We start from the raw sequence: 7,960 nt of genomic DNA, 5'->3' as shown, positions 1-7,960 counted from the left end.
TATACCAAATAGTATCCTTTGCTCACTTTTAGGGAGCATTTTAACTACTTGATATACCACTTTTGCATCCAAATTCTATTCTGTATTGAAAAACAGGCGAAGTATACAAGGAATAAAATAAAGCGTGTGACTCTAATGTAGGCTAGTTCGGCTAATTCACTCTACGACACTCTACACCGCGATAAAGTAGGCTAGTGCACGATAAAGTTACCTACGGTACCCCTTTTTATTTAAAAAAATAGTCTTTTTACCTACTTCATTGCAATAACGAAGAATAATCCTCGGGTAATTCTACATCAATATCTCTGAGATAATGGCTAAGGGTTTCCATTTTAGTATGTCCGGTGATTAACATCAACTGACTTTTGGCCTCAAATGGGGTTTTGGTCTCCCGTATTTTTCGGTATAGTTTGGTAATAAAGGTATGTCTAAAACTATACAGACCATATCGATCGTCTAATCCAAAGTGGTCTTTTACCTTTCTAAACCTTCCGGTAAATTCTCCACGTTTATGCGATGCTTGTGCCTTCCAACTACCCAGTAAGCCATGTTTGGTAAACAAAAAGGCTTTCGGATCCACACCTTCCATATCGGGTAATTGCTGTAATAAGATATCCGGAATAATCTTGGTCTTTATCGGTTGGTTCTTGGTCTTTACATATAGCTTTTTGTCTTTTACATCAATATCCTCTACCCGCAATCGACATACCTCAATAGGGCGCAAAAAATTGTAGGAGATAAACTGCACAAACAAATACAAACTCGGATCCGTGCTTTGCAAATACGAATACAGTTTTTGTTCCATCTCTGGGGTGTAGGTCTTGTTACGCTTTGGTGTGGTTTTTAATACCGGTATTCTTTTGATAACATTATCCTGTAACAGTTCGTTATCTACCATTACCTGAAATAAAGAACTCAAGTCCGTACGGGTGTTGTTTCTGTTTATAGCACTTGTTTTTTGCAGTACCTCGTTGAGATATCTGCTCATGTCTTTCTTTTCTATGCTAGTGATTGGTTGGTTTATAAATCCGTTTTCGGTAAGCCATATACCAAACCTTCCGATTCTACTGCGATAACGCGACCAGGTGTTTTGGTTCATTACCTTTTGCTTTAACTCCATGGCAAAAGCAATGGCTTCTTTGCAGGTTTTCTCCTGTGCTTTCTTTGTTTTTGATTTTGATCTTGCTTTTACCTTTTTAGCAGCACGCACTTTTTTAACCGGAGCTTGTACCGGTTCGGGAATAATTTCTTGTACCGCAGGAGCTTCTTCAGTATCAAAAAACTTGCGTTTTAGTTCGGTATTGTCTTGGTAAGGATCAAAACCTGCTTTTAAAAGTTCTACCAAAGCCTTTTGCAAAGTCATTAAAAACGAGATGCGTTCTTTTTTGGTTTTAAATTTGTTTACGCCAGCCTTGATGTGCGGCTGTCGTTTTAGGCGTTTGGTTTTAGGATCTCGAAAAGAATAATACAAAAACCAATCCTTAGATAAAGCCTGCTTTTGTTGGGTACGAGACAGTTTAGACCACTCCGAAATCAACACTCCCCCAGTGTAGATTTTAGGCTCAGAAAAATTCAATTTCATATCAAAAACGTTTACGGTAGCGTTTACGGTACGTAAAAGTAAGAAAGTTATGGACATAAAAAAACGGATTGTTCCGTAACAATCCGTTTAAATTCAGTAGCTTACGCCTTGTAGCGGGAACAGGACTCGAACCTGTGACCTTCGGGTTATGAGCCCGACGAGCTACCTACTGCTCTATCCCGCGATTTGCGAGGGCAAATATACAACTTTATCTAAGAGTAACAAGAATTATGTGCAGTTTTTTATGGCATTTTCGTAGCTTTTTGCAACTTTATCAAAATATTAGGAAGGTATGCCTTGAAAATACTTCGTATTTCACGTAATTTTACCATAGCAAAACAACAACAATTATGAATACGTATAAAAAAGCATATATAGCAGGAGGATGCTTCTGGGGTATGGAGGATTTGTTTCGTACGCGCAAGGGTATTAAAGACACCGAAGTTGGCTATATCGGTGGCGAAAATGACAATCCTACCTATAAAAATCATCCGGGGCATGCAGAAGGTATCGAACTAACCTATGACCCTACAGAAACATCCTTTACAGAGATTCTAGACTATTTTTACAGAGTTCACGATCCGACCACCGTAGATCGCCAAGGAAATGACCGAGGGTCTAGCTATCGCTCTGCTATTTTCTTTCAAAACGAAGAAGAAAAAAAGCAATCGGAGGAAATGATAGAACTAGTAGATGCTTCTAACCGATGGCCTAGTAAAATTGTAACTACTTTAGAGCCCTATAGCAAATTCTGGCCTGCAGAAGACTACCACCAAGATTACCTGGTTAAAAATCCGAACGGTTACACCTGTCATTTTGAGCGTTTTGAAACTTTTTTATAAAAAAACCTCACCATAAATTAAATACCCTAAAAACGTGTTTCTGCTCTTTAGGGTATTTATTTTCTTGTTAAGAAAACAGTAATTTTACAATCTACTACAAAAAACATATGTATGTCTAAAACCTATTACGATCCATCCGATTTACGAAAATTCAGTTCCATAACAGAATGGAGCGAGGAACTCGGTTCTACATTTTTTGAGTACTACGGAAAAGTATTCGAAGAAGGAGCCTTAACGGCAAGAGAAAAGAGTTTAATCGCTTTGGCAGTGGCACATACAGAGCAATGTCCTTACTGTATTGACGCATACACCAAAGACGGTTTACAACGCGGGGTTACCAAAGAAGAAATGATGGAGGCCATACATGTAGGAGCAGCCATAAAAAGTGGTGCTACACTTGTACATGGAGTGCAAATGATGAAAAAGGTGCAAAAATTGGAAATGTAATGCCAATGTAATAACCATAGGCATCGAATATAGTATAGAAAGCGGATAGCACAATGAAAAAATCACTAGTAGCAAGAAATAACGATTTGGCAAATACCCAGCGGCAATTAGAGTTGTTATCTGGTGGTATTTTTACGGAAGAACTTCCTACGTTTGCAGCAAAAATAAAGGAGACCAACCAATATCCCTTACAACCAAAAAAACTGGAGGTTCTGCAAATTAATCTGGGCTACATGTGCAACCAAGTTTGTGCCCATTGTCATGTAGATGCCGGCCCCGATAGAAAGGAAATCATGACCAAAGAAACCATGGAACAATGCCTCCATGTGATCCAAAATTCAGGAGCACATACCCTCGACTTTACAGGAGGAGCTCCGGAAATGAATCCTAATTTTAGATGGTTTGTAGAAGAAGCTTCAAAAGTTGGAATACAAGATTTTATTGTGCGTTCTAACCTTACGATTTTACGAGCAAACAAAAAGTTTTACGACTTGCCATTATTTTTTAAAAAGCACGGCATTCATGTGGTATCGTCCATGCCACACTGGACCAAAGGAAAAACAGACAAGCAACGCGGCAACGGTGTTTTTGAAGCTTCTATCAAAGCACTCCAAGAACTAAATGCCATTGGATATGGAATACAGGGATCTGGGTTAGAATTGGATTTGGTATACAATCCTTCCGGCGCATTTTTACCAAGCGATCAATCGGCCATGGAAAAAGATTTCAAAAGGGCATTACAAAAGGATTTTGGCGTTTCTTTCAACAGTCTTTTCGCCATAACCAACCTACCAATCAGTAGGTTTTTAGACTATTTAATAGCCTCTGAAAATTACGAAGACTACATGCATGCCTTGGTGGATGCCTTTAATCCTGCCGCTGTTGCAAATGTAATGTGTACCAATACTATCTCGGTAAGCTGGGATGGTTTTTTGTACGATTGTGACTTTAACCAAATGCTAAATCTAAAGGTAGCCAGCAACGTGCAGCATATTGGTACCTATAACGAAAAAGTACTACTAGAAAGAAACATTAGCATACACCAGCATTGTTATGGTTGTACCGCAGGTTCTGGAAGCAGTTGTCAGGGAACAGTTGCCTAATACTTAGTACGATTTTTAGAGTCGCTACACTATTTATACTGATTCTAAACTCAAGCAAAATTTTAAGTTAGTACCTTTAGGCACGACCTAAGTAAAAATAAATTTCTTAGAATGCAGCATGTTGTAATTATTGGTAACGGTATCGCGGGAGTAACTGCAGCAAGACATATTCGAAAATATTCCGATGCTTCAATAACCATAATATCGAACGAAACGGAATATTTTTTTCGAGAACTGCATTGATGTATGTCTTTATGGGACACTTAAAATTTGAGCACACCCAGCCGTATGAAAAAGAATTTTGGAAGAAAAATAAAATAGCCCTGCAAAAAGGACTTGTAACCGCAGTAGATACATCGAATAAATCGCTTGTATTACAAAATGGCACCGCAATAGCCTATGATTCATTAATTATTGCCACAGGGTCCAAACCAAACAAATTTGGATGGCCAGGAGAAGACGCAAAAGGTGTTCTAGGTTTGTACCACAAACAAGATCTAGAAGAATTAGAACAGCTTGCTCCCAACAATACAGTTTGTAAAAGAGCCGTTATTGTAGGAGGCGGATTAATCGGTATTGAACTCGCAGAAATGTTTTACAGCAGAAATATTCCGGTTACCTTTTTAGTTCGAGAATCTAGCTTCTGGAATGGTGTGCTACCACAAGAGGAATCGGGTATAGTCAATACAGAGATTTTAGAGCACCACATAGACCTTAGACTTGGCACTACCTTAAAAGAAATAAAAACCGATGCGAATAACAAAGTAACCGCAGTAGTTATTAAAGAAACTGAAGAAGAAATACCCTGCAGTGTAGTTGGGCTAACCGCAGGCGTTTCTCCTAATATTGCCTTTCTCAAAGATGCTAACATAGCAACCGCTAAGGGTGTTGTAGTAAACCAATATTTAGAAACGAATATACCTGATATTTATGCCATTGGCGATTGTGCAGAACAAACAGAGGTACTTGCAAAACGAAGACCAATTGAAGCCGTATGGTATACCGGAAGAATGATGGGAGAGACAGTGGCGCAGACCATCTGTGGAAATCGTACCAAATACCAACCTGGTCCTTGGTTTAACTCTGCAAAGTTTTTCAACATAGAATACCAAACCTACGGTTGGATTCCTCCGCAAGCACAGGAGAACGAAAAAAGATTCTACTGGATACATAACGATGATAAAAAATGTATCCATGTAAATTACGATAAAAACACAAAAGAGTTCTTGGGCATTAATACGCTAGGAATTCGATTAAGACATGCATTTTTTGATAGAGTCCTTCGAGAGAAAAAAGCTGTTTCTTACGTATTGCAAAACCTGCGAAATGCAAATTTTGACCCGGAATTTTACAAAACCTTCGAACGAGAAATACTGCAAAAGTACAACGCAGAAAACAACACCAAGATTCCACTGAAGAAAAAGAGCTGGAAGCAAATTTTTAATAGTAATTCCTTATGAAAACAATAAAAAATATTGGTCTTTTTTTGTTTTTAATTGGTTTAGTAATTTTTTCAGGGACCGTTCTTTTTGGAGATTTCCATACCACAGCGAAAGACATCGATACCTTTCTAGCGCAAAAAGGATATAAAAACGAATATATTAAAGATTTTCTAACGGAAAATTTAGCAGGTAAAAAGGAAGTTTCCATCTTTGAATTCTCCAAAAGTGTACAAACTGCAGTAGCGGCTGCAAACCAACATTATGAGCAGCAAATTGCAAGGTACGATGCCGAAAAAAATTGGGATAAAAAAGGAGAACAATACCAATATATAATTTACGACAAACCCCATACCATAAGCTTTGAACTCGCCAAAAAAGTAGGCACTGGTTTTGTGAAAAATAATCCAATGCTGTTGTGGATACTAACCTTTGGTCTCGGTATTCTTGGCGGCGTAATGTATATTCTACCAGACCTTATACTACTTGGTCCAAAAGGAATTAAAAATGACGGTATTTACGTCCATGCGAGCACCAGTAGAGGATGGATCGCTTGGCTTGTTTTACTCTACTTGGTTGTTTTTTACCTGGCATTGTATTTTCTACCCGACTACCTGGTTAACTGGACCTTTATTTTAGATCCATTCAGTATTTTTTTAAATGGTAATCCTGCAAGCCAATGGTTTGTCTATGGGTTTCTATATTGCATAGTCATGCTAGTAATGGCCATTAGAATGTACATTAAATACCGCCATAACAAATACCAAATTATTCGAACAACTTCTGTTTTATTTTTCCAAATTGTATTTGCTTTTTTAATCCCGGAGCTAATGGCTAGTTTAAACATGCCTGGTTATGATTTTAAAAATGCCTTTCCTTTAGACTATGATTTCTTTTTTGAATGGAACCTAGAAAATCTAAGAAACTCTGGTGCTATAGGTCTATTTATTTTAGTTTGGGGAACCGTTTTAACAGTAATAATTGTTCCTGTTATGGTTTATTTTTTTGGAAAAAGATGGTATTGTTCCTGGGTGTGTGGCTGTGGTGGTCTTGCGGAAACCTTAGGGGACCCCTACCGACAACATTCCGATAAATCACTTAAGGCATGGAAACTAGAACGGTGGCTAATTCACAGTATTTTGGTTTTTTCTCTGGTAATGACCACTGTTACCTTGTACTGTTACTTTACCGGTGCCTATTCGTTTTTAGGTATCTCTTCCCAATGGATTAAAGACACCTACAGCTTTGTAGTAGGTGCTTGGTTTGCCGGTGTTATTGGCACAGGATTTTATCCTATTTTTGGAAACCGCGTATGGTGTCGTTTTGGTTGTCCGTTAGCCGCTTACATGGGAGTGGTACAACGTTTTAAGTCTCGATTTAGAATTACCACTAACGGCGGACAGTGCATCTCCTGTGGAAACTGTTCTACCTATTGCGAACAAGGTATTGATGTTAGAGCTTATGCGCAAAAGGGAGAAAATATTGTTCGCGCTAGTTGTGTAGGCTGTGGTATATGTTCGGCGGTATGTCCGAGAGGGGTTCTTAAATTAGAAAACGGACCAGAAAAAGGACGCATCAATCCAACAGAAATTTTACTGGGTAATGATGTGGATTTACTACAGCTCTTAAACGACAAATAACAGCGGTAAAACGGTCCTTTTCTGTCTGTAAAAAGAAACCTATTTATAGAAGAAGAATCGTACAAATATTGCTACTTTTATGCCCTATTCCTCGCAGTAATAAATTTGTAATTTCTAGCGTAAAATTTATGCTAATAATTGCAAAAACGAGCATCGTATACTGCTAAACAGTAAAAAATGAAAAGGATAGTAACCAAAAATGAAACCGCGAATTAACGTTATAATTCCTGCCTACAACGAGCAGGATTCTATTGCTTTTGTTATCAAAGACATCCCTACTGTTGTGGATGAAATAATTGTGGTAAACAACAATTCGACCGATAATACTGCAAAAAATGCAAGAGAGGCCGGTGCAACCGTTTTATCAGAAGTAAGAAAAGGATATGGTTATGCTTGCTTGAAAGGAATGGCTTATCTGGAAAATAAAGCACTACCGCCAGATATTGTTGTTTTCTTGGATGGTGATTACTCCGACTATCCGGAGCAACTCACCGCTATTATTGCTCCTATTGTTCAGAACAATATAGATTTTGTTATTGGGGCGAGAACTAAAGCATTGCGAGAACCAGGTGCCGTAACTCCGCAACAAATTTTTGGTAACTGGTTAGCCACGAGGTTAATGCACTCTTTATTTAATGCAAACTATACCGATTTAGGCCCTTTCCGAGCAATAAAATACGAAAAGTTACTCGCTTTAAATATGGAAGACAAAACCTATGGTTGGACTGTTGAAATGCAATTAAAAGCTATCAAACAAGGTTTAACTTATCAAGAAATACCAGTAAAATACCGCAATAGAATTGGCGTTTCTAAAGTATCAGGAACGGTAAAAGGTTCAATTTTAGCAGGAATCAAAATTTTAGGATGGATTTTTAAATACAGTACAAAATGAGCGTAATAGAGTATG

At 38.1% G+C, this 7,960-nt stretch carries 6 protein-coding genes, 1 tRNA gene and 1 pseudogene; 6 read left to right on the top strand and 2 right to left on the bottom strand.

Annotation, left to right across the window (positions count from 1 at the left end):
- Nucleotides 1-256 precede the first annotated feature (256 nt).
- Together BSU00_RS08075 and BSU00_RS08070 are read right to left on the bottom strand one after the other, a co-directional pair.
- Complete coding sequence (locus tag BSU00_RS08075; protein ID WP_233188660.1) at nt 257-1,582, bottom strand: tyrosine-type recombinase/integrase; 1,326 nt, start codon at nt 1,580-1,582, stop codon at nt 257-259.
- 111 nt (nt 1,583-1,693) lie between these two features.
- Nucleotides 1,694-1,766 (bottom strand) — tRNA-Met (locus tag BSU00_RS08070).
- Nucleotides 1,767-1,932: 166 nt separating this feature from the next.
- On the opposite strand from BSU00_RS08070, the gene msrA reads away from it, so the two are divergent.
- The 6 genes and pseudogenes from msrA (at nt 1,933) to BSU00_RS08040 (ending at nt 7,945) form a co-directional block, all read left to right on the top strand.
- Nucleotides 1,933-2,424 carry a peptide-methionine (S)-S-oxide reductase MsrA gene (gene msrA / locus BSU00_RS08065; protein ID WP_105003884.1) on the top strand — a complete coding sequence of 164 codons (492 nt, stop codon included), beginning with the start codon at nt 1,933-1,935 and terminating at the stop codon, nt 2,422-2,424.
- Nucleotides 2,425-2,535: 111 nt separating this feature from the next.
- Nucleotides 2,536-2,871: an arsenosugar biosynthesis-associated peroxidase-like protein gene (locus BSU00_RS08060; protein WP_105003883.1), complete on the top strand. Its 336-nt coding sequence runs from the start codon at nt 2,536-2,538 to the stop codon at nt 2,869-2,871.
- 53 nt (nt 2,872-2,924) lie between these two features.
- Nucleotides 2,925-3,974: an arsenosugar biosynthesis radical SAM (seleno)protein ArsS gene (gene arsS / locus BSU00_RS08055; RefSeq protein ID WP_105003882.1), complete on the top strand. Its 1,050-nt coding sequence runs from the start codon at nt 2,925-2,927 to the stop codon at nt 3,972-3,974.
- Nucleotides 3,975-4,085: 111 nt separating this feature from the next.
- Nucleotides 4,086-5,434, top strand: a pseudogene (locus BSU00_RS08050) (NAD(P)/FAD-dependent oxidoreductase).
- On the top strand, nt 5,431-7,053 hold the full coding sequence (locus BSU00_RS08045; protein ID WP_105003881.1) for a 4Fe-4S binding protein: 1,623 nt from the start codon (nt 5,431-5,433) through the stop codon (nt 7,051-7,053). Before BSU00_RS08050 ends, BSU00_RS08045 begins: the two are co-directional and overlap by 4 nt.
- Nucleotides 7,054-7,252: 199 nt before the next feature.
- Nucleotides 7,253-7,945: a glycosyltransferase family 2 protein gene (locus BSU00_RS08040; protein WP_105003880.1), complete on the top strand. Its 693-nt coding sequence runs from the start codon at nt 7,253-7,255 to the stop codon at nt 7,943-7,945.
- The last annotated feature ends 15 nt before the right edge of the window (nt 7,946-7,960 follow it).

It is taken from the genome of Tenacibaculum sp. SG-28, from assembly GCF_002954385.1.
Taxonomy (GTDB): domain Bacteria; phylum Bacteroidota; class Bacteroidia; order Flavobacteriales; family Flavobacteriaceae; genus Polaribacter.
This window is presented reverse-complemented; position numbering and strand designations above follow the sequence as displayed.